Origin of the sequence: Calothrix sp. FACHB-168 (assembly GCF_963889195.1) — a bacterium.
Lineage (GTDB): Bacteria > Cyanobacteriota > Cyanobacteriia > Cyanobacteriales > Nostocaceae > Aulosira > Aulosira anomala_A.
Window position 1 is genome coordinate 1 of the sequence record NZ_CAWPNJ010000013.1, and the last position, 20,780, is coordinate 20,780.

The window sequence follows — 20,780 nt, forward strand, 5'->3', positions numbered from 1 at the left end:
GAGATGATGTTGTTTCCGTAGATTAAGGAACCTGCTACTGGTTCGCGGATACCATCGATGTCTACTGGAGGTGCAGCGATGAAGGCGATTACGAAGCAAGCGGTTGCGGCTAAGAGGGTGGGGATCATCAGGACGCCGAACCAACCGATGTATAAACGGTTGTTGGTGCTGGTAATCCATTCGCAGAAGCGATCCCATACGTTGGCGCTTGAGCGCTGTTGTAGAGTTGCTGTCATGATTTTATGATTGCTACTTGCGTTTTTTGTACGCAGGAATAATTACTTATGATGCTTTTATCTTAGAGACTTTGTTACAGATTGTAAAGAAGTTTCTCAAAAAATTTACTTAATTATTTGATAAGTTTTGCTTATATTATCTCTTAGTAGTGGAGTCAGTAGCTACCAGGAAATATGATGTAGTATTTTGTAACTCTGGCTTCACTACTCCTGTAAGTTTGGCTCCTAAGATTAAGAATTAATTTATACGTTGCAAAATATATTTAGCTAACTCACAAAATCCTTCTCCTTCTGCTGCATGAGTCACATAAGCAGGCTGATGCCTTAATTGATGAATATATGCCAAGACATTGGCGACACCAAAAGACAAGGGAAAATAATCGCGATTAAATAAACTTTCATCATTCGGACTATCGCCGACTGTGACAACTTGGTCTAATGAATATTCTGGCCAATATTGCTGCAATATTTGTAACAATCCAGTAGCTTTATCTTGGTTTTGGGGTTTGATGTGACATTGCACGCTACTGTAAGTAAATCCCCACCCCATATCATGACAAAGATGGCTGAGAGTTTGGATGTCATGAGGAGTTAATCCAGCTACATCAAAAGTCCAATCGGTGATGCGAAAGCGATTATCCGCAGATTCTTGAATTTGGGGAAATTTAGTTTGTAATTCCCTAAAAGCCGCAGCTAATTGCTGACGATGGCTAGCTAAATCAGAAATTGGCGTTAAGGGAATTGGGCGATCGCTTCCTGCAAGGTAAAAAAGGCCACCATTTTCCGCTACAGCACCCACTACTGGCATTAAACTACTAATTCCACTCACCCAACCCGCAGAACGACCAGTAACAATTAACACATTGATTTGTGCTGCCGCTAAATTCTCTAAAGCTTGCAGCAAGTGATTTGTGAATTTTCCTTTACTAGTCAAAGTACCATCCATATCTGTAGCAATCAGCCGAATATTTTTCCAATCAATGGATTTGGCTTGAGACAGGGGTACAGTATTTATCAAAACTTCATCAGACTGGTTAGGGTATATGTACATATACGAATTTGTTAAAGGTGTGCCAAAAAACAGTAATAATACCGCAAAATTGCAAGCAAAATTTGGGCATCCTATACATCAGGAATAAATTTTTTCTGTTTGCCAAGTATGTCAAATTTGATATTTATGGCGGCACCATCGCCAAAGCCTAAAAAAGCTGTTCAGGAAGTACCCGCTAATAATTCACAAATCACACCAATACTATTGTTAGGTTGTGGCGGATTAGCTATAGCATTAATTGCTGTGATTGTTTACGGCAAAGTATTGATGGCTCAGTTAGAGAAAAAACTTAAATTTGAGCAATTTCGGACGCGGGAGCTAGAAAAAAAGTTTAAATTAGCTCTAGACACAATCCGCAAAATGGAAACAAATCCCGACTTAGTCAACTCACGGGACTTTAACTTAGACTATCTGCGGATGCGGATGTCTGAAGAAGTATTTCATTTTGCGATCGTTAATCAAATTAAAATCCAAGTTAAAGAAAAAGTTTCTCAAGCTTTGCGGCCAAATCAATCCCAACAGGGGATGGTAGGAATTGCTAGTAATACAGGACGCCAAGTGGATGAAATGTTTGATGTTGAGTATGAAACTGGTACTCCACCAAATATTGCCAAGCGAGTACTATTTCGCGTGCAAATTAGATTAATGAAGTTACCAACACAAGCGACTTCTGCGACTATTAGTCAAATTATTGATTGTATTGAAACTTACCTCAGTCCCACCGATGATGAAGATACTTGGCAACCAACAATTCAAGGAAGGGTTGCTCACATGCAGTGGGATCAAAAGGCTAAACCTACGCCTCTATTAGTACTTGAGCAATCAAATGAAGGGGTGAATGTCACATTTAGAACTAGCCGTCAAGCGAATGCTCCGAAAAATTTGCAGGAGTCGATGATTAAAGAATCCCGTTCTGTTAAATAATTACTTTACCTCTGGCGAGTAAGTTAAAAGTCACCCTTCGGCTGCGCTCAGGGTAAAAAAGTCAAAAGTTAAAAGAATTATCTTCTGAACTTTTGCAACATTGGCAATAGTGTATTTATTTACGCTGCATTGTACTAGATAATTACCAAGGTTTTTGGGTTGCAGATGCAGTTTTATGATTTTGAGGAGTTCTGATTCCTGGCGATACCTTGGGAATTACGGGTTAAAAGACCATCTTCCATTTCCACAATGCGATCGGCTATATCCAAAATCCGATTATCGTGGGTGACTAACAAAATCGAGGTTCCTTGCTCTTTAGCAAGACTCTGCATAATTTCTACAACATCACGCCCAGATTGCTTATCTAAGGCGGCTGTAGGTTCGTCTGCTAGTACCAACGGCGGATGATTTACCAACGCCCTAGCGATCGCAACTCTTTGTTTTTGACCCCCAGACAGATTATCTGGATAGTAATTCATTCTGTCTTGTAAGCCAACTGCTTTGAGCATCGCTTCTGATTTAGCGATCGCTTGACTTTGGGCAATTTCGTCATTTAACTCTACTGCCATTTGTACGTTTTGTCTTGCAGTTAAAAAACCCAGCAAATTATGCGCTTGAAAGATATAACCAATTTTGCGTCTAACTTGGACTAATTTATTTTGACTCGCATCTAATAATTCTGTTCCCAAAAATTTTAGACTTCCCTCTTGTACAGATCTTAAACCACCAATTAAGCTCAATAATGTGGTTTTACCTGAACCTGAAGGGCCAGTCATAATTACAATTTCACCAGGATAAATTTCTAGGTTAATGTCAAATAAAATTTGTCTTTTGAGTACGCCTTTACCATAGTAATGATTGAGATGTTTAATGGCAATTACAGGCTCTGAGTTGATCATAAATTAATTACCTAGAATTTAGTCTTTCCTGGCTATAGGTTTTGAAAATAAATTCTCACTTATTAATAATAAAGTATTCTTTTTGAGAAGTATTGAGCATTTATAATTATTTTATATCTGTTATTTTGCAAAAATAGCAGCATCCGCATTTGTTTAAATAATTTGATTTAAAATATATCTGCTGGATCGGCAGAACGTAATTTACGTACAGCGATCGCCCCAGAAATAAAACACATTAATATAGTCAAAACTAACACTAATACAGCCCGATCGAGACTCATGAATACTGGTAGCAGAGTAGCTTCCCTGGCAGTTTTATACATAAATAAAGCAAAAAGAAATCCTGGTACATAACCCATTAAAGCTAAGATTAACGCTTCTTGCAAAATCACATTTAATAAGTAATTTTGTGTATAACCTATTGCCTTTAAAGTTGCATATTCAGCTAAATGATCCGCAACTTCTGTATACAGAATTTGATAAACAATTACAGTTCCCACAATAAAACCCATAATTGTACCCAAGGTAAAAATAAACCCAATCGCCGTACTAGTAGCCCAGTAATTACGCTCAAAATCGATAAACTCTTGTTTAGTTAAAACATTGATATCTTTAGGTAAATAATTTCTTAAATCTTCAGCTACAGCACTTGTATTTGCACCTGGTTTTAATTTAATCACACCAATATCAATTAAACCCCGTTGGCGGTTGCTAAATATCCTTAAGAAATTAACATCACTGGTAATTAAATTACCATCGGCTCCAAATGAAGCACCTAAAGTAAATAATCCACCGACTTTGATGCGTCGTCGTCTAACTTCTGCGGTTACAGTTTTACCTGCGTCAATATTTGCTGCAATTGGCCCGTATTCCAAACGCGAAGAACGGTCATATAAAACAACATCAGGTAATTTTAATTGCTCGATATTTTCTTGAATTCCAGGTAAATTAAATATATTAACTTCTGGATTAAATCCAAATATTAAAATACTGCGAGGGCGACCTGTTTCGGGATTTTTCCAGCTTGTATAGTCTAAATATATAGAATGTACTGATTGCACTGTTGGTAAATCTAAAGCTCTATATAACCGTCGTTGAGAAAAACTTTTCATCGACAGTACAGCATTAGATTGGCTATTAATTAAAATAATATCGCCCTGCAAACTTGTATGGAAGCGAACGTTACTATAATACAAAGCATCGCGAAACCCAAGTTGCATAAACATCAAGATATCAGCAAAGCCAATACCTGCCAGAGCCACGGTTAAACGAGTTCTTTCCCTGGTTAATTGCAGCCATGATAAGGGAATTTTCTTGTTAGGATTTGAAAATTGAAAAATACTAATGAATTGTTTAAGCATTGAGTACTGATTTGTAATTCGTAATTCGTAATTCGTAATTCGTAATTACTTTTTTGCTTAGATGTTCATAAATGTACAAGAGGCAATTTATTTAAATGCCCATTTGAATCCTTACTCATAACAAATGACCAATGACAAATGACCAATGACCAAGGACAAAACCTATTATTTGCTAATTTCCACAACAACTTTGGCGTAGGTTAAGCCTGCAACTTTTGCACTATCTTCTGGAGTTAAGGCAATTTTTACTTCCACAACTCTGGCATCTACATCAGCAGCCGGATCTGTATTTAAAACATCTTTCTTGCCAATTTTTCTGCCAATTTCTGTGACGCTTCCCCTTAATTCATTACTAAAAGCACCATTATCACTAGTAACAGTTACATTTTGACCGAGACTGATTTTACTAATAGAATCTTCAGGGACTTCAGCAATCACAATCATCTGATCGGTTTGTCCAAGTTCAGCAATTCCCATTTGATTAATGGCTTCTCCTGACTTGGTATGAATTTTTAATATTTCACCATTAATGGGCGCTCTAACATAGCTTAATTTGAGTTCTGCTTCAGCTTTTCTCACCATTGCGATCGCATTACTCACTTGAGCTTGCGCCATCTGTACATCAGCCGGACTGACTTCTATCAGTCGTTTGAGTTTAGCTCTTTCTTCGTCGATTTGTCTTTGTAAAGTAGCTACAGTTTTATCGCGGTTAACTTTAGCTTCAATTAATTGCTGTTGTAAAGTAGATAAGGTTTTCACCAAATTTGCTCTCCCTTCCGCAATTTGTTGGCGTAAAGTTGCAAGAGTTTGTTTATAAGTTGCTTGGCTTTCCGCAACCTGCTGATTGCTGGTAACTGCACTTAAGCGTCTTCTATCTCGTTCCTGCTGGGAAATTGCGCCTTCTCGGTACAACATCTCATAACGTTGCGCATCAACTTGGGCGTTACGCTGTTCAGCTTGTATACGGGTGACGGTAGCTCTTAAAGTATCTTTTTGTCCGCTCAGTTCCGCCTCTAAACGGTTAATCATGGCTTGTTGAGCCATTTTTTCGCCACTTAATTGCGCCGCAATTCGCGCGATCGTAGCTTGCTGTGCATCCCTTTCACCGCGTAACTGAGCTTCTAAACGTGCAATTACAGAATTTTGGGCTTGAATATCTCTGGGTGAACCGGCTCGTACCTGTGCTAAATTTGCACGAGATTCTTGCAATTTTGCTTTTGCTTCTTCTAGTGCGGCTGTTTGGGTGTCGTGGTTATCTAAAATCGCAACTACTTGACCTTGCTTGACTTTATCGCCTTCTTCAACCAAGAGTTTTTGTACTCGCGATGCAGATTGTAGCCCCCCCATTGGCGCAGATAGTTTAATTACTTCGCTTTGTGGCTCTAAATGACCAACAGCAGTTACACTGTTAGCCATTGGCCTGATGGATACAGAGGAAGCTAACTTTCTTAATTGTTCGACTTTGGCTGTACCCAGTACCCCAGCAGCGATTACTATTGGTAGGGCTACAGCAATACTCCACCAAATTTTAGGTTGCTCAACTGATTGCTCCGCGAGCTTTGGCCTTTCAGTCACCCTTGACATGATATATTGCCCGTTTATCTGAATTGTGCTGATGGAAGGAAAAGCAAAGCGTAATTTGTAATTCGTAATTCGTAATTATAGAATTCGCACAGAATCGAAGTGTTAAAGTTTGAATCTGTGGCCGATTTATCCAATAATTACTATTACGCTTAGTCGAATTATTATCTAGCGCATTAATCTTGATAGATTTGTAGCGATCGCTTTATTACTTCAAAGCCAAATGACTGAAGTACTGATCAAGAAACTAATTGCTGAAGTAGCAATTACGAATTACGAATTACGAATTACGAATTATCTTGACATATTCTGTGATATCGAAATTGTATTGTATTTGCAAAAATCTCTAGACTTTAGCAGTTTTTATCGTTGTGATAGATGCTGTGATTTTTAGATAATGTTGTAGAGTTTCGCAAAGCTAAAATTACAGTTTCTCTGTTCAATAAACTGTATTAGCTGTAATTAACAAAGATAACTAACTTTCTTTGGTGTAGATATCCAAAGACTTCGTTTATCTAATGTTCTTAACTTAGATAATGAAAATTGCAAAAAATACCTCATTTGTAGGATGTGTCAGGAAATAATACATCTGCTACATTCTCAATCTCTAGGACTGACGCACCCTACGCAGTTGAGTTATTGACTGTTTTTGAATCACTCCATCAAACTTTGCTTAACTGAATTCTACATTCATCAGTTACGGGAAAACGTAACAGAACCTACAGATAGCAAATGAGAGGAATAAGGGAAACGACTCAGCTATTCACGAAAAAATTTCACGACCAAATATAAAAAACTCCATCCCCATTTGGGTGGATTTTTTGGGCATGGGAAATAACATACCAATGCCCAATACCCCAAGCTGCGGGGCGCACACCCTATGCACCCACTGTCATTGAGTTTTCCGCCGCTTTCAATAAACTTATGTAAAGTTATCAAACGACTACTTTTCAATAGTATTATTTATTTTGTATCCTTAGTTACAGAAATATTTTGAGATTGACCCTTAGCTATGAAACTAGATTTTCACAGACCACATTTTGTAACACAATTCAGAAGGCAGAATCTGGATGTTACTACTCCCTCTTGCAGCATCAAGAGGTTACCACAGAGGCTGGGAACTTCTCGTTGGGTCAAGCTGCTACAATTCCCCAATCCATATAGTTTTGATGAAGCGCTGTTATTATGCCAGGTTTCGGATGATGAGTGGGTAGCCTGGATTCCCGATCATGGAGAGGTAATTCTCCATTCAGGGGAGTTTAGTTATTAGTCATTAGTCATTAGTCATTAGTCATTAGTCATTTGTCATTTGTAATTATTGCCAGAAGTCAACGACGTTGTATCCTAGTTCTTTGAGCATGTGGCGCAGCAGGGGTAAGCTTAGACCGATGACGTTGCTGTGACAACCAGAGATTTTTTCGACAAATAAACTACCGAAACCTTCTAGCGCAAAAGCACCGGCACATTTGAGGGGTTCGCCTGTAGCTACGTAAGCTTGAATATCGCGATCGCTCATTTGCGCAAAGTAAACTCTAGTTACCTGACATTTAGTAACAGTGCGGTTTTGCGTCAAGTCTATTAAAGTATGACCAGTGTAGAGATCGCCAAAATTACCTTGCATAATCTGCCAACGCGCGATCGCTTCTTGCGGGTTAGCTGGTTTACCATGAATTTGACCATTCACAGCCAAAACCGAATCACAACCCATAATTAAAGCTGATTCAAATTGGGGAATTACAGTTTCCGCTTTGCGTTGCGCAAGAGTTTGCACCAACTGATTGGGATCGTCTAATTGAATTTGCGATTCATCAAAATCGCTAGGATAAACTATGGGTTCAATCCCAACACTTTGCAATAAACGTCGTCGCGCTGGCGAAGCAGAAGCAAGTACAAACTGCGGAATTTTCATAGAAAATTATCAAGTATGAATTATGAATTATGAATTAAAGGTTTCACGATCTATTTAAAATTTACAAACATCTATCTTCCTTGTCCTCCTTGTCCTCCTTTCTTATCCTTTTCATTCACATATCACATAGGATTGCTATAGGGGCTAAGGATAAGGACGGTAAATAAAAACACTCAATGCCCCATGCCCCATGCCCCATGCCCAATAATTAATAAACTGAGAACGAACTTACAGCCTCGTCTATAGCATTTTTAAGTTTCTGCCAACGTCTTTCGGGAACTGAAGCATTAAAAGTAAAAAGTTTACCCCGACTGACAGCAACACTAGCAAGATTGTGTCGCTGTTGATTATTGGGTAATTTCACTAGATACTCTAGTAAATAGTAAATTTTACCATTCACTTCTTGTTGAGCAGCATTGACTAATTCAGCTGTCCGACCGGAATCTGGGGGAGCAAGAGCCGCCTTACCTAATTTATACCCAACTTCTGTAGGTGTTCCCAGTTCTGCTAACGTTTTCCCTTCAGAAACAGGGCTAATTACTACCGAGACATTTTCACTAAGTTCTATTAAATCGTGGAACACCACATCAGGGCCGTTAGCAACTTTCACTTGCACCCAGCCGTTAGGATATAAGAACTCATAGCCATTATCAGTGTTTACGAAGCTTTTGAATCCAGCCGCAGCCGCTATACCAGGATTACTTAGGCTGAAACTCAATACCAATAGCAACATTAATGCGATTCGTTTCCACATTTTTTATAAATTCCTTTGGACTGGAAGCAAAACAAAGCAAGCACAATTTCTCATTGTCCCATCAACCGGGACTCTGTTAAATAACGTATCTAGTTATCAAAAAATTGGGTATAAAACCCCGTCCACTTCGGGTGTAGCTCTCAGTGCGCCGCTTCTAGGACGGCTTTGTGAGATAATGTTAATAGGTTGTTGACCGTGAGAACGATGAGGAAACAGGCTTCGCGTCCTACTCCGTGATCTCAAAATTCCTAGCAGTCAATGGTATTCAAGTAAACCCAAACTGTAAGGACACAAAGCAATTAAATACCGTGGGACACACGGAAATTTACACTTGGGGAGTAGTCCATCAGAGTGCTTGCTGTAAAAAGTGTAGTCGGACTAGACATGAGACTGTAAGACCAAAATCAACATTGTTGATGGAGGCAAGATTCAGCCCAAGAATCACCGCACTTTTAGGGCGGTGAGTGTCAAGTTTGGGAATTGGGAAGGAAGACAATTGTACAGACAAGGGTTCATCGCGTCTCTGACCAATGACCAATGACACTATGCTTATTAGTAATGAATTACGCTGGTTTTATCCTGGCAATCTTCCAGAAAATATTCAACTTTGGTTTCAGCAAAATTGTCTAATCGACCCGTTAAAATCGCCAGAAGTACGGAAAGATGTTTATCTTTACTCGCCTGGATGTGATTATTTGGGAATCAAGCTGCGACAGGGAAGGCTGGAAGTAAAATGGCGACAAGCAGAACTTGGTGTGCTGGATTTTGGCGAATTAGTCACAGGTAAGGCGGAAAAATGGGGTAAATGGCTGTGTGAAGATTCCCAAGGTGAAAGTTTTCAGCCTGGAATGGTTTTAGCTAATCCTGTATGGGTGAATGTACATAAGGTTCGCTATTCTCAGCTTTTCCAAGTTTTCGCGGATTTTTCGGTAAAAACTGTCGCCAAGAATGAACGTATAGATAACGGTTGTAGTGTAGAAATTACTAATTTGACGGTTCGAGACAATGCTTGCTGGAGTTTGGCTTTTGAAGCTTTTGGGGAAGATAGCCGCATATTGGATAATCTCAAAGCGACAGCCAATCATGTATTCCAAACTTACCAAAATTCCCAATTTGCGATCGCACATTCTTACGCTTATCCCCATTGGTTAGGAATAATTACTCACTGATAGCATCAGCAAAAATTACCCCACAGGGTAATAGTTGATTTCATCTGATAAAAGCCAAAATTGACCATAATAGCTGATTGATCCAGCTAATTAACTTTGACTTAAATTATCTCAGACAAAGTAAGTCTAGTCTGAGACTTGCTTGTCTCAAGCTAAAAATCTAACACTGAGAAATTCAGGATAATTACAGATGCCATTAAAAAATTACGGGGTTCTCAAATGCAAAGCTGTGGAGCGCAAGCTAGGAGAAGGCCCGACTCCCCATTACCAAGTTCTAGTCACTGACGACAAGAATATTCAGTATCGCATTGCCATCAATGTTAAATCAAAGCAAAGTCCTTCAGAATTACTGTACTTTGTTGACGAGAACTTTTCTCACCCCATCACTAAAGAACTGCAAGAGTTAGATTTTGGCTTTAATGAGTTACCTCGTAAACCCGGAGGTGCCGCTTTAGACTATATCCGGGGTAACTTATTCGACCCAACCCAGATGAAACCTTTACCTTACAACGTTCCTGGCCCAGACAATGACCTTAACGAGTTGTTGGAATTATACATTGGGCGAGCGATCGCTTCACCAGAAGCCGTACTTTACCCCTTTGGCGAAAGATGGGGCCCAGAAGTAGGCGTGAAGGATAAGTATTTTGGGTTTCTTCCTGGTAATGGTATTCATGACATCCACTTTAACCAGGGTAGCGTTGGTCAATTCCAAAAAGATAATGGTGTTTGGCAAGATGGCGGATTGTTAATTCACTATCCCGCACGCAATCAATGGGTAGGTATCTTTTTAGCCTTCCAGTCTCAATCTTTCCATACCGATGACACCACTGGTAATAGAATAGATGACGTTTCGCCAATTCCAGTAACAGGTGCAGTCCGAATTGTTGCAGCTTTAGTAAATCCAAGCGGCGATGATATTGGTAAGGAGACAGTGACGTTAATTAACACCTCACCAGATAAAGTAGATTTAAATGGTTGGGCGATCGCCGATCGTCTCAAACGCAAACAGCGCCTCAGTGGTACCATTAACCCAGGAGAAGCGCTGAAAGTGCCTTTAGGCAAAGACGGTATCCAATTAGATAATAATGGCGGCATTATCACCCTGCTGGATAACCAAGGCATCAAAGTTGATGGTGTTTCCTATACAAAGGACGATTCCCGCAAGCAAGGTTGGACAATAGTGTTTTGATATTGGTCAATAGTCAAAAGTCCAGAGTCCAGAGTCCAGAGTCAATAGTCCAAAAGCTTTTGACCATTGACCATTGACCATTGACCATTGACCATTGACCATTGACCATTGACCATTGACTATTTAATCTGCAAAACCACAAGTGTCATATCATCGGTGTTTTGTTTTTCATCACCGATGAATTGCTGTACTTGGTCAAATAAATAATCGACAATTTCCTCTGGGCCGTCGCAATATCGACAAGCAGCGCTAAAACTAGAAACAAAGTTTTCTTCGTCAAAGCGATCGCCTCCTGCTGCTGCGGCATCAGTTAAGCCATCGGTATAATAAATCACTGTATCCCCAGGTTCTAATTGTGCCTGGGCATCTTCATATTGGCTATTAGCATCTAAACCAATTAACATTCCCAGGGTATCTAATCTGGTGACAGTTTTTGTGGCTGCGTGCCACCACAAAGGCGGATTATGGGCAGCATTACTATAAGATAAAATCCGAGTTTGGGGATTATATTCTGAATAAAATAGCGTCACAAACCTGTGCGAATTTTCTAAATCCGCAAACATGACGCGATTTAAATTTTGCAAAATCTTAGAAGGAGAATTACCGTGTAATACTTCTCCTCTTAACATTCCCCGCATCATCGTCATAATTAACCCAGCCGGGACACCTTTACCCATGACATCGCCAATTACTAAACCCAAAGGCCCGGTTTCTAAACCATTTTTATTGTGGAGAATATTCTGATTTTGATTTGTGGGAATAAAATCGTAATAATCTCCACCTACGCGATTAGCTGGTTTACATCTTGCGGCTAATACCGCACCGGGAACAATTGGACATTGACGGGGTAAAAGTCGCCGTTGAATTTCTGCACCAATTTCTAATTCTTGATCTAAGCGTTCTTTTTTGCGCAGTTCTACTGCTAATTCATCATTTTCAATCGCGACTGCGGTTTGATCTGCCACTAACCGGACTAACTTTTGTCGAGTTTCTGTCCAGCTATATTCCGGATCGCGACTTAAAACATATAGCCATCCTCGTTCTGTATGTTTTACTAAAATAGCAGTGCCAAATATTTGCACATCTGGCCCCAAATAACGATGCATTTGATCGTCTAAAATCCCTGTAGCAGTAGCCAGAGGGGCAGTATTTGGCAAAAGTGTAATTTGACTAGTAGCTGTTTCTAAGGCTTTACGAATATTTTTGCGCTGTCCGCTATCTTGCCAGTGCAATTGTTCTAATCTGACTTGACCGTTAGGTTTATAGAGAAATAGGGCGCTACCATCCCCATCTGTAACTCTAGTTGCCATCAGAGGAATTAGCTCCAAAAATTGATTTAAATTGTTGAAACTTCTGAGGGCAAATCCTAAAGAACTTAACAAATCCTGAATTTTGTTCTGTTCCCGGTGCAGCCTTGACACAAGTTCTTTTAGTGCTACGACTGGAGTTACATCCGTTGCAGCACTACTATTACTGTCAGTGGGTTGAGAGGGCAGTTGAGACACAGGCACAGGTTCTATTGCATTTTTAGATAGGCAAACTTTTGATTACTGATTAATCTCTTGCTTTTGGGATTGCTAAACCATATTGGGATAAGATTTGTCATTTTAGCAAGAGTAGAAAGACGTAAGACCAGAATTATATAAGTATTGCATTTGCTTATTTATTTTCTTACTAAAGATAGTAATTTTAAAAAATGTATTCTCCTAGAGAAACTACAGGGTCAAATTCAGCAATTTCTGGCAGAGATTAGCAAAATTATGGTTCTTTCATCACTTATTTACTCAGTTATATCTCTTGCATAGTAAAAATCCTTCATCAGGAAAATAATATATTACGTTGCCGGCTTGATTTATCGGGGTGAGGGGTCTGGGGGTCTATGGGTAGGAGGTACTCTCAGCAATTTTAGATACCATTGAGAATACACTGATTTCTAAAGTTTGCATCAGTACTGTTGTCAAGAATTTGTCATGTAGGTAATTACCTCTGTGCTGAAGGTTTAGACATGGCTCGCGGTGCTAGATTTACGTCCTGTTGTCGTAGGATTTATTACCTAAGTTTTTAACAGTTTGCGTTCAGCATCAGTTTACTTCAAAACCCACCGGATTTTGTTTTGAGTTCTCAAACACCGAGAATAACTCATGACATATATGACTAGAAGCTTATGCAGAATTTTGTAGTTTCATAAACATATTTTACAGGTTTAATTTTTCTCCAGAGAATATTCATTGACGAGAGAATTTTGGCAACAGACAGATTTATCAAATAGCCCCGCCAGGTTATCTACATAGATGTCTGGGCGGAAATTATACTGTAATCTTGGAGTAACTCTTTTATTAAAGAATTAAAAATGCAGTATTAGAGTAGAATTCTAGCAAAAGTAGTTCAATCTGTGTAAAAAAATTTCCTAGCTAATGAATTAAGCTTTTTTCCATCATTTGTTGAATACCTTCGCCAAAATGCCACACTCACCAAGTGTGTTAATAACCGCTTAACAGATGTCTTTACAGACTGTCATAATTGCAGCCCATACAGGTAATATCAGTGAGTTTACTGACACAGTTATAGTTAGTAGCGGTTGAGGAAATTGGCGAAGGTATTGTTATTAATACTGAATTTAAGCGATCGCACTGATGGCGGTGATTCTCCAATTGATGACTTTTCAAAGAAAAATCTTAACTGCAAAATCCAAAATCAGCCACTTAATAGTGCTTCCACAAACTCGTAGCTCGAAAAAGGACGTAAATCTTCGATTCCTTCACCAGCACCAATAAAGCGAATTGGTAAGCCTAATTGCTGCACGACAGCGAGGGCGACGCCACCTTTGGCTGTACCATCCAGCTTAGTTAATACCACACCGCTAAGTTGAGCAGCTTGGGAAAATACTTCCGCTTGCCGCAATCCATTTTGACCCAAGGTAGAATCTAGCACCAAAAGTGATTCTATTTTGGCATTAGGAGCTTTTTTGTCAATAATGCGGCGAATTTTTGTGAGTTCGTCCATCAAATTCTTTTTGTTTTGCAAGCGCCCAGCCGTATCGACTAAAAGTAATTCTGTATCTCTAGCTTGAGCTGCGGCGATCGCATCAAACACCACGGCAGCCGGGTCAGTATTTTTACCAGGGTTAGAAATTACTTCGACACCGCTACGAGTTCCCCAAACTTTCACCTGTTCAACAGCCGCAGCCCGGAATGTATCTGCCGCACCAATCAAGCATTTATAACCGGATTGTTGAGCAAGGTGCGCAATTTTACCGATGGTTGTGGTTTTACCTGCACCGTTAACCCCTGTAATCAACCAAATATTGAGAGTATCCTTTTCTGGTGCAAAAGCAGGCTGGTAATTTTTTTGTACCGGAGCATCCAGCATATCCCGGAGAATTTGTTTGAGATAAGCGATCGCTTCGTCTGGCGGCGTTACTTCTTCCCGCAGTTTTTTCTGTAGAGAAGTGATAATAAAATCTGTGGCTTCTACACCCACATCAGCTTGTAGCAGTAAAGCTTCGATTTCCGCTACAGCCGCTTGGTTAAGAGGCCCTTGACCAACAATTGCTTTGAGTTGGTTCAGTATATTCCGCCGGGTTTTGTCTAAACCTTGGCGTAACTTTTTCAGCCAGGTAATTTCCTCAATAGAAACATCCTCAGCACGCCTACCTTGGGCAGCTAAGATTTCTGCTGACCATACAAACCCTTCATCAAACGCCAGTCCAGCAAATTCTTCTGTGGTTTCTGGCGTGGTGGTGGTAGTAGCTGCTGGTTGCACTATTTCCGGTTCTGGAACTTCAATAGCGCTGGCGATCAACCTTTCCTGCTTCGCTTGTCGTTCCGCCGCCGCCCGTTCTAAAAATGATAAATTTGCTGGTGCTGTTGGCTGGGTTTCCTCTGGGGTAGTTACCGATGCAGTAGCTTCTGGACTGACGACATCTGGCGCTTCTGCAATTTCCTCAATCGCAGAAGTAGCTGGAATTACTTCCTCTGTAACAGATGATTCCTCAGCAGTTGTCTCTTCAGCAGTTACCTCTTCAGTACTTGTAGGCGCAACAGTTGCATCAACTTCTAAACTTGGTGCAGTTTCTGCGACTTCAGCAGGTGTTTCTTGTGCAGTAGTTTGACTAACAGTTGTCTCAACTTCTGGTGTCTCAACTTCTGGTGCTGCTACCGATTGTGCAGTTTCAATTTCCACCTCTGCGGATGATTCTGGCTCAACTGCTTGAGATTGCTGTTTTTGCTGAATATTTTTGTAAGCAGCTTTAGCAAAAGCCAACAAATCGGCCGATGTTTCCGGTGCAGTATCGGCTGTTGACGTTGATGATTCGGCTGTTTCTGGTTGGGGTTCTTGGGTAGGCGGAGTTTCTCCCTGCTGTTGATCGGCGGGAAGCTCAGAGGATTCGTTATGTTGACGGCGGAACCAATTAAAAACCATTGCAGCTAGTGAATATTAGTTGTTAATTAAGTATGAGTTATAAGTTATGAGTTTAATTGAACTCCTGACTTTTGCCTGGTGTGAAAACCGCCAGGATCTCCTCACCTATTTCCACAAGGAGGCTCCCACTGAATGGAGTACCATTTCAGTGGTGAGAGGAATTGTGGGTTAAAAACGAAACGCTATTTGACCGATTTCTTGCACAGCCAGGACAGGGAAAATAGCAGTTGAGTTTTTAACAATCTCCGGGAACACGCAACGAGGTATTGTAGTATATAATTTTCATCACACTGTGAGTAGGTCGAACTCATGGAACAAGTACTGACGCTAGTTTGTAAACTCAACCCAACACCAACGCAATCTCAGAAGCTGGAAATAGTTCTTCATGCATTTGCCGAAGCTTGCAACTATACCAACCAAATAATTAAACCGGATGTGACAAGCAAGTTAACTATTCAGGGAATTGTTTATGAAGACTTGAGGGCTAAGTTTGGTTTGCCTGCTAATTTGGCTGTCAGAGCTTGTGCCAGAGTTGGGGCTAATCGTAAAACGGCTAAACAAAACAATCAGCCAGTTGTCGTTTTTAAACCAACTAGTGCTGATTACGATGCCAGAATTTTTGCATTTAGAGAAAAGGATTGGACGGTTAGCTTAACCACGCTGTCTGGTCGGGAACACATCAAGATAGATGCCGGCAACTATCAACGAGGTAAACTCAAAGGACGTAAACCAACAAGCGCTCAATTATGCAAACACCGCGATGGTCAGTACTACATCCATATTCAATTAAAAGACGAGGTTCCCGACCCACAAGCAACCAACAAAGTTATTGGCGTAGACTTTGGTAGACGCGATATTGCTGCTACCAGCAAGGGTGATTCATGGAGCGGTGAAAAGTTAACACAAACGAGGGATAAATACAACAAAACTAGAGCGTCTCTCCAAAAAAAAGCTTCCACACGCACAAGGTCTAGTCGGCGTAGATGTCGGCAAGTCTTGGTACGGCTATCGGGGCGCGAGAGACGATTTCAAGCGTGGGTAAACCACAATATCAGTAAGACAATCATCCAGCAAGCCAAAAGTGAAAAAGCGCTTGTAGCTATTGAGGATTTGACTGGCATTCGTGAAAGGACTAATCAGAAACCACGTAACAAGACAGAACGCCGTAGAAGTAACTCATGGGCGTTCTACCAGTTGCGGATGTTTTTGGAGTATAAGGGATTGAAAGACGGTGTAGAAGTGATAACCGTCCCTCCTGCCTACACGAGTCAAACCTGCAACCGTTGTCTACACATTGGTTTGCGCTCTGAAAAAAAATTCAAGTGCGGCAATTGCGGGTTATCCTGTGATGCGGACTTGAATGGAGCAAAGATGATTGCATTATTGGGGCTGTCTGTAAGCCAGCCTAGAGGCTCGAACGGTTTGTACTGTAATCTCAGTACGGACTCTTCAGGGCTACTGAAAGCCCTCACTGTATTCGGTACTCCGAATCAGTGTGGGTAGTTTACAACTTAACACCCATAGGCATCAGGCAGTCTTTTTTTGTTCTGTAAATCGGCGCAGCACACCATTAATAAACCGATGGCCTTCATCACCACTGTAGCGTTTAGCTAGTTCTACAGCTTCATTGATGGCGACGCTATCAGGTAAGCCTAAAAATAGCATTTCTGCTACAGCAATCCGTAGAATATCCCGGTCGATTTGGGCGAGGCGAGCAACTTGCCAATCTACGAGAGCGGCGGTAATGTGTTCATCGACCGCATTGCGTTCTTCGCTGACTGTCTTCACAATCTCGATGGCGTATCTGCTGACTGTTTTATCTTGAGTCGCCAGCTGAATTAATTCGGGAAACTCTACAGCTGCACCTAATTGATTGATTGCTGTTTGCGTATATGCGATCGCTTCTTCCAGCATTGTTCTGGCAGTATTTAAATCAGAAGCACGAGTTTGACTACTCAAAATGCGATCGTGACTGCGTTGCAATTCACCAGCCGCATTATCTAAAGTATCTTGCACTTCCGATCGCAAAGTGCGTACAGCTGCTAGGACTAACTTAGGTAGTTGTTCCTCTGTCAGTTTTTTTGGGTTCATGGGTAGCTGACTGAGGCTTAACAGCGCTAATTCACGCGCTAGTTGTTGCGGTTTACGGTCTTGCATAAAGTTATTTTTGGATTAATTATTGTCAGTGGTCAGTTGTCAAGAGACGCGATTCATCGCGTCTGTACAATTGTTAGAGACACGATTCATCGCGTCTGTTGTCAACAAGGTAATAGAAAACAGTAATTTTTCTTTCTTTTATTGCTTCATTCGCCAGCCCCTAGCCTAAGCGCCCCTATTTTCAAGCTAGTTCTTCACGCCCGCAGACAATCAAGCATAAAAATTTGTCTTTCCCATGCCCCATGCCCCATGCCCATTTTTCAGTTAGTCAGTAGATTTTCGCACGATCAGACAACTATATTATCTACTTGCTGGTAACTTTGTCCGAATGATTTAGATTTTCTCCCATAGGGATGACCGGGGAGTTGGTTTCTAGAGTTGGCGACAGGGTATTAGGCGCAACAATTCCCCCAGAGACGACGATTTTAAAAGCATCTTCAATCGACATTGACAGGTTCACTACCTCATCTTCAGGAACTACTGCGTACCATCCTGTAGTGGGGTTGGGTGTCGTCGGGATAAAAACGCTCAACATTGGGACAGACATTTGGGCTTGAATCTCATTACTGATAATACCTGTGACAAATGCGATCGCCCATATTCCGCGTCTGGGATATTCTAGCAAAACTACCCGGCGAAATTTGCCCGGAGAATCTTTAAGTATGGTTTCTAAAAGTTGCTTGAGAGTTTTGTATACCTGTCCGGCTAAGGGAATCGCCTGTAAAACCTGCTCGCCAAAATCCAGCAGCCAGCGCCCCACAATATTCCGCGCCATCAAGCCAATCACCAGAATACTTAATAGCGGTACAGCTAAACCTACTACTAGATTCAGGATATTTACTAAGATAGGATGCAACCCCTCAAAGGGATTCAGTTGTTTGGGAACTTGGGTGAGAAAGTTGATTACCCAACTAGCAATAGTAATAGTCAGCCAGATTGTAGTTGCTAGCGGAATTACAACCAACAGTCCAGCAATCAGGTCATTTTTTAAGTCCTGTTTTAAGCGATTAAGTGCCAAACCCCTATTCTCCTTTTTTAGGTTCGTCAAATATATTCGTTAACCAAAGGAGACATTACTTGAAGCACAAGCTACAGCAAGTAGCTGTCTCCACTATCAGCTGAACCACAGATGCGAACATAGGCGTTTCAGCGCCAGGAATCCAGATTTTTTCTGCCATTAAATCAGCTAATCAGCCGCTAGATAGATAAGATGCAACTTTACATAGATTTGGTGTAACTAATAACCAAAATTACAGCTATTCTTCTCAGAAGATGTTACTTTTCTTTATCGGACTTGTAAATGATTGTTGCAAATATTGCGATCGCACTAATGTTAACCCACATCAGCATTACTAGCTTAATATTGCTAAAATTATTTGCAGATAGTCTTAAGAGGTATTTTTGCTCCTGAAAAACTACAATTAATCTAAAACTATTTTCTGATAAAAGCCTGTAAAAATATTAAGTTAACTTAACCAAGAAAAACTACTCAGTTTCGCACCTGAGTCTGTCAATCTTCACAATACGCCTGTATGAGCCACAAAAAGCAGATAACGGAGAAACAGCTTCCACTTCAAATAGCTTTTTAGCTTTTTCAAAAAGAAGCCCCGCGCTCTAACGCTTCGTTGAGCGTCGGGATGAATTTTTGGCTGACGACGAATTGACCTACAACCAATTCAATCCACAGGATTGACAGGGCGTGAGGTCGGTAAGGAGTCAGCATTTTTAACTTTGAGCGAGTCAATAAAGTCTTCAATTACATGAGTCATGGTTTTGTCATTTTGAGCCGAGTATAAACGTAGTTTATTTAATCTGCGTTCAGATATCCTCAGATTTAATGCTTTATTTTTCATAATTGCCTACACATTGTCTGTGCGTTTATGTTATCATATCTGTAGGTCGAAAAAACAAAGGACAAACAATGAAAACGTCATACCAGTACAAAATTAAGCCAACTAAACAGCAAGCAGGAAAAATTGATAAGACACTGGATATGTTGCGTCATCAATATAATTATTTGCTGGCTCAAAAGTTTGACTGGTATGAGATGAATCGCTGTTCTATTGATAGATGTCCTTTAATTTGCTACTTACCAGAATTAAAGGAACAACCTAACTACTACAGCCAAAAAGCATCTTTAGTTCAACTTAAAACATATAGACCTTGGTACAAAGAGATTCACTCTCAAGTATTACAGGAAGTTCCTAAAAAAGTTGAATTAGCTTTTGATAGATGGTTAAAAGGTGACGTTAACGGGAAAAAGTCGGGTAGACCTAGATTTAAAGGTAAAGGGCAATATAAAACTTTTACTTACACTCAATTTAAGCACCATCACTTTGTTGACAACAAAATCACGCTGTCAAAGATTGGGGAAGTCAAGGTAATTGTTCATCGCCAAATACCCGATGGGTTTGATATCAAGACTGTATCTGTTACCAAAAAAGCAGATGGTTATTATGTCACCTTAAGTCTTGATGACAAAACCGTGCCAACTGTTCAGCCTGATTTCAATCCTAACAATGTTGTCGGTATTGATGTTGGGCTAATTGATTTTTATGTAGCTTCTGATGGATCTAGAATTGCCGCACCAAAGCATTTACGCAAAGCTGAACGTAAATTAAAATCAGCACAGCGCAGGATTTCAAGGCGTAAAAAAGGTTCAAATCGTCGTAGAAAAGCTATTCAAAAATTAGGTAAACAGCATAAAAAAGTTGCTGATACTAGAAAAGATTTTCACTTTAAAACAGCAAAATCACTGCTTGATAAGTATGATGTTGTTGTCGTTGAAAAATTGAATATCAAAGGGCTAGTTAAAACAAGACTGGCTAAAAGTATTCATGATGCCGGATGGGGACAGTTTGTAAACATACTTTCTTTCAAAGCCGAGAATGCTGGTTTGAAAGTAATCGCTGTAAATCCAAACGGCACTAGCCAAGAATGTTCTAACTGTGGTCACAAAGTTAAAAAGCCGCTATCTCAAAGAATGCACAATTGCCCCGTTTGTCATACTAGTTTGTGCAGGGATTTGAACGCGGCTATCAACATTAAGGCGCGTGGGACGCACGCCCTCAAAGCTCAATTAATGTCCTTATAGAGGAGTCGTTGAGAAGCCCGCGCTGTACTCGAAG

The 20,780-nt window shown here is 40.4% G+C and carries 15 protein-coding genes and 2 pseudogenes; 5 read left to right on the top strand and 12 right to left on the bottom strand.

What is annotated here, in order from left to right; translation table 11 throughout:
* A pseudogene (locus AACW45_RS06500) lies at nucleotides 1-236 on the bottom strand (photosystem II q(b) protein); the annotation flags it as partial.
* Nucleotides 237-474: 238 nt separating this feature from the next.
* The gene (locus tag AACW45_RS06505; protein ID WP_190632247.1) at nucleotides 475-1,287 is read right to left on the bottom strand and encodes an HAD family hydrolase; all 813 of its coding nucleotides are present in this window, start codon (nucleotides 1,285-1,287) and stop codon (nucleotides 475-477) included.
* A 108-nt stretch (nucleotides 1,288-1,395) separates the two neighbouring features.
* On the opposite strand from AACW45_RS06505, the gene AACW45_RS06510 reads away from it, so the two are divergent.
* Nucleotides 1,396-2,211, top strand: coding sequence for a hypothetical protein (locus AACW45_RS06510; protein WP_190632249.1), 816 nt, complete (start codon nucleotides 1,396-1,398; stop codon nucleotides 2,209-2,211).
* A 173-nt stretch (nucleotides 2,212-2,384) separates the two neighbouring features.
* Here AACW45_RS06510 and AACW45_RS06515 read toward each other — a convergent pair whose 3' ends face one another.
* The 5 genes from AACW45_RS06515 to psbP form a co-directional block, all read right to left on the bottom strand.
* Nucleotides 2,385-3,110: a DevA family ABC transporter ATP-binding protein gene (locus tag AACW45_RS06515; RefSeq protein ID WP_190632251.1), complete on the bottom strand. Its 726-nt coding sequence runs from the start codon at nucleotides 3,108-3,110 to the stop codon at nucleotides 2,385-2,387.
* Between the two features lie 167 nt (nucleotides 3,111-3,277).
* A complete protein-coding gene (devC, locus tag AACW45_RS06520) occupies nucleotides 3,278-4,471 on the bottom strand; it encodes an ABC transporter permease DevC (RefSeq protein WP_190632253.1) in 1,194 nt (397 codons plus the stop codon).
* Between the two features lie 165 nt (nucleotides 4,472-4,636).
* Nucleotides 4,637-6,055, bottom strand: coding sequence for an HlyD family efflux transporter periplasmic adaptor subunit (locus AACW45_RS06525; RefSeq protein ID WP_190632255.1), 1,419 nt, complete (start codon nucleotides 6,053-6,055; stop codon nucleotides 4,637-4,639).
* A gap of 1,312 nt (nucleotides 6,056-7,367) precedes the next feature.
* Entirely contained in the window at nucleotides 7,368-7,961 is a 594-nt protein-coding gene (locus AACW45_RS06530; RefSeq protein ID WP_190632256.1) for a Maf family protein, read from the bottom strand.
* A gap of 208 nt (nucleotides 7,962-8,169) precedes the next feature.
* Nucleotides 8,170-8,715 (bottom strand): photosystem II reaction center PsbP, encoded by a 546-nt coding sequence (gene psbP / locus AACW45_RS06535; protein WP_190632259.1) that lies wholly within the window; start codon nucleotides 8,713-8,715, stop codon nucleotides 8,170-8,172.
* 530 nt (nucleotides 8,716-9,245) lie between these two features.
* Between psbP and AACW45_RS06540 the strand changes: the two genes are divergently transcribed.
* Together AACW45_RS06540 and AACW45_RS06545 are read left to right on the top strand one after the other, a co-directional pair.
* Complete coding sequence (locus tag AACW45_RS06540; protein ID WP_242045744.1) at nucleotides 9,246-9,884, top strand: hypothetical protein; 639 nt, start codon at nucleotides 9,246-9,248, stop codon at nucleotides 9,882-9,884.
* 190 nt (nucleotides 9,885-10,074) lie between these two features.
* The gene (locus AACW45_RS06545) at nucleotides 10,075-11,073 is read left to right on the top strand and encodes a DUF2278 family protein (protein WP_190632261.1); all 999 of its coding nucleotides are present in this window, start codon (nucleotides 10,075-10,077) and stop codon (nucleotides 11,071-11,073) included.
* Nucleotides 11,074-11,192: 119 nt separating this feature from the next.
* Here AACW45_RS06545 and AACW45_RS06550 read toward each other — a convergent pair whose 3' ends face one another.
* Both AACW45_RS06550 and ftsY read right to left on the bottom strand, forming a co-directional pair.
* Nucleotides 11,193-12,584 (bottom strand): PP2C family protein-serine/threonine phosphatase, encoded by a 1,392-nt coding sequence (locus AACW45_RS06550; RefSeq protein WP_096644547.1) that lies wholly within the window; start codon nucleotides 12,582-12,584, stop codon nucleotides 11,193-11,195.
* A 1,183-nt stretch (nucleotides 12,585-13,767) separates the two neighbouring features.
* Nucleotides 13,768-15,495: a signal recognition particle-docking protein FtsY gene (gene ftsY, locus AACW45_RS06555; protein WP_190632264.1), complete on the bottom strand. Its 1,728-nt coding sequence runs from the start codon at nucleotides 15,493-15,495 to the stop codon at nucleotides 13,768-13,770.
* A gap of 309 nt (nucleotides 15,496-15,804) precedes the next feature.
* On the opposite strand from ftsY, the gene AACW45_RS06560 reads away from it, so the two are divergent.
* Nucleotides 15,805-16,998: an RNA-guided endonuclease InsQ/TnpB family protein gene (locus AACW45_RS06560; RefSeq protein WP_190632265.1), complete on the top strand. Its 1,194-nt coding sequence runs from the start codon at nucleotides 15,805-15,807 to the stop codon at nucleotides 16,996-16,998.
* 24 nt (nucleotides 16,999-17,022) lie between these two features.
* Here the strand turns inward: AACW45_RS06560 and nusB are convergent, their stop codons facing one another.
* The 3 genes from nusB to AACW45_RS06575 all read right to left on the bottom strand — a co-directional run bounded on the left by nusB (nucleotide 17,023) and on the right by AACW45_RS06575 (nucleotide 19,505).
* Nucleotides 17,023-17,652, bottom strand: a complete 630-nt coding sequence (nusB, locus tag AACW45_RS06565; protein ID WP_190632267.1) for a transcription antitermination factor NusB — start codon at nucleotides 17,650-17,652, stop codon at nucleotides 17,023-17,025.
* A 304-nt stretch (nucleotides 17,653-17,956) separates the two neighbouring features.
* Nucleotides 17,957-18,670 carry a DUF502 domain-containing protein gene (locus AACW45_RS06570; RefSeq protein ID WP_190632269.1) on the bottom strand — a complete coding sequence of 238 codons (714 nt, stop codon included), beginning with the start codon at nucleotides 18,668-18,670 and terminating at the stop codon, nucleotides 17,957-17,959.
* Between the two features lie 658 nt (nucleotides 18,671-19,328).
* Nucleotides 19,329-19,505 (bottom strand): hypothetical protein, encoded by a 177-nt coding sequence (locus AACW45_RS06575; protein ID WP_190632272.1) that lies wholly within the window; start codon nucleotides 19,503-19,505, stop codon nucleotides 19,329-19,331.
* Nucleotides 19,506-19,573: 68 nt separating this feature from the next.
* Here AACW45_RS06575 and AACW45_RS06580 point away from each other — a divergent pair.
* Nucleotides 19,574-20,771: pseudogene (locus AACW45_RS06580) on the top strand (RNA-guided endonuclease InsQ/TnpB family protein); the annotation flags it as partial.
* Nucleotides 20,772-20,780 lie beyond the last annotated feature (9 nt).

What these genes read in the sequence shown, in the direction of transcription:
- AACW45_RS06540 (WP_242045744.1), top strand. Translation starts at nt 9,246, where the DNA reads ATGACCAATGACACTATGCTTATTAGTAATGAATTACGCTGGTTTTAT.
- AACW45_RS06525 (WP_190632255.1), bottom strand. Translation starts at nt 6,055, where the DNA reads ATGTCAAGGGTGACTGAAAGGCCAAAGCTCGCGGAGCAATCAGTTGAG.
- AACW45_RS06530 (WP_190632256.1), bottom strand. Translation starts at nt 7,961, where the DNA reads ATGAAAATTCCGCAGTTTGTACTTGCTTCTGCTTCGCCAGCGCGACGA.
- AACW45_RS06505 (WP_190632247.1), bottom strand. Translation starts at nt 1,287, where the DNA reads ATGTACATATACCCTAACCAGTCTGATGAAGTTTTGATAAATACTGTA.
- devC (WP_190632253.1), bottom strand. Translation starts at nt 4,471, where the DNA reads ATGCTTAAACAATTCATTAGTATTTTTCAATTTTCAAATCCTAACAAG.
- AACW45_RS06545 (WP_190632261.1), top strand. Translation starts at nt 10,075, where the DNA reads ATGCCATTAAAAAATTACGGGGTTCTCAAATGCAAAGCTGTGGAGCGC.
- AACW45_RS06515 (WP_190632251.1), bottom strand. Translation starts at nt 3,110, where the DNA reads ATGATCAACTCAGAGCCTGTAATTGCCATTAAACATCTCAATCATTAC.
- ftsY (WP_190632264.1), bottom strand. Translation starts at nt 15,495, where the DNA reads ATGGTTTTTAATTGGTTCCGCCGTCAACATAACGAATCCTCTGAGCTT.
- AACW45_RS06510 (WP_190632249.1), top strand. Translation starts at nt 1,396, where the DNA reads ATGTCAAATTTGATATTTATGGCGGCACCATCGCCAAAGCCTAAAAAA.
- psbP (WP_190632259.1), bottom strand. Translation starts at nt 8,715, where the DNA reads ATGTGGAAACGAATCGCATTAATGTTGCTATTGGTATTGAGTTTCAGC.
- AACW45_RS06575 (WP_190632272.1), bottom strand. Translation starts at nt 19,505, where the DNA reads ATGAAAAATAAAGCATTAAATCTGAGGATATCTGAACGCAGATTAAAT.
- AACW45_RS06560 (WP_190632265.1), top strand. Translation starts at nt 15,805, where the DNA reads ATGGAACAAGTACTGACGCTAGTTTGTAAACTCAACCCAACACCAACG.
- nusB (WP_190632267.1), bottom strand. Translation starts at nt 17,652, where the DNA reads ATGCAAGACCGTAAACCGCAACAACTAGCGCGTGAATTAGCGCTGTTA.